The following is a 1009-nucleotide window of genomic DNA, read 5'->3' on the forward strand; positions in this document are numbered from 1 at the left end:
CTGGCCTCCGCGCTGGTCTCCTCCCCGGGGGACAGGAACGGCAGCCCCGCCGCCGCCAGCGCCCCGGCCAGCACCGGGACCCGGGCGTCGGCGGCGATCAGCCCGATCGAACCCTCCCGCTCCAGAGCCTCCCGGCAGGCCTCCAGCACCGCCGCGTCCAGCGCCGGGTGGCCCCACGGGCCACCCAGTCCCGCCGCCCGGTCCAGTGCGGCCAGGTCGTCGGGCGGCTCCGGCGCGGACCCCTCCCCGCCGGAGGAGGGAGGCACCGGCCGCACCTCCAGCGCACCGGGCGTCTCGCGCACCGAGGACGCCGGGGCCAGCCCGGGCGCGATCGACGGCAGCAGCCGGGACGCGTACGCGATCACCTCGCTCGGCACCCGGAAGCCCCGGGTGAGCTCCTCCACCCGGGTCTCCGGCTTGCCCAGATGGTGCAGCGCCTCGGCCCAGGAGGCCGTCGCCCACGGAGTGGTGCCCTGGGCGATGTCGCCCAGCACCGTCGCCGAACCGGTGCTGCAACGGCGCCCCACCGCCCGGTACTGCATGGGGGAGAGGTCCTGCGCCTCGTCCAGCACCACATGCCCCAGCGACGGGGTGCGCTGNNTCGTCAGCACGCCCTCGGCGCACTCCGCCAGGAACGCCGCGTCCGTCAGCAGCCGGTGGACCAGCTTCACCGGATCCACCGGCGGCCAGATCTGCTTGACCGTGGCCTTCACCGCCTGGGAGCGCGCCACCGCGTCCTGCACCCGGTCGTCGGGGGCCTCCCCGCCGTTCTCCATCTTCACCAGGACGGCGTGCGCGATCCGCTGCGGCAGCGCCTCCCGGGCGGCGCCGTAGCGGATGTCCCGGGAGAGCAGCTCGTCCGTGATCTCCTGCAGCTCGTACGCCGGGACGCGCCACCGCCGGGAGCCCCGCACCACCACGCACGGCTCGGTGGGCGCGGTCACCCCCGAGCGCACCGCGCGGCGCAGCACCTCCGCCATCCGGGCGTCGCCCTTCACCCGCGCCGAGG

General features: G+C 76.7%; 2 pseudogenes. Both read right to left on the reverse strand.

The window, feature by feature from the left end:
- Window positions 1-599, reverse strand: a pseudogene (locus AOK09_RS43020) (AAA family ATPase); the annotation flags it as partial.
- A gap of 2 nt (window positions 600-601) precedes the next feature.
- Window positions 602-1009 (reverse strand): annotated as a pseudogene (locus AOK09_RS43025) (AAA family ATPase); the annotation flags it as partial.

The organism is Peterkaempfera griseoplana (assembly GCF_001418575.1).
Lineage (GTDB): Bacteria > Actinomycetota > Actinomycetes > Streptomycetales > Streptomycetaceae > Peterkaempfera > Peterkaempfera griseoplana.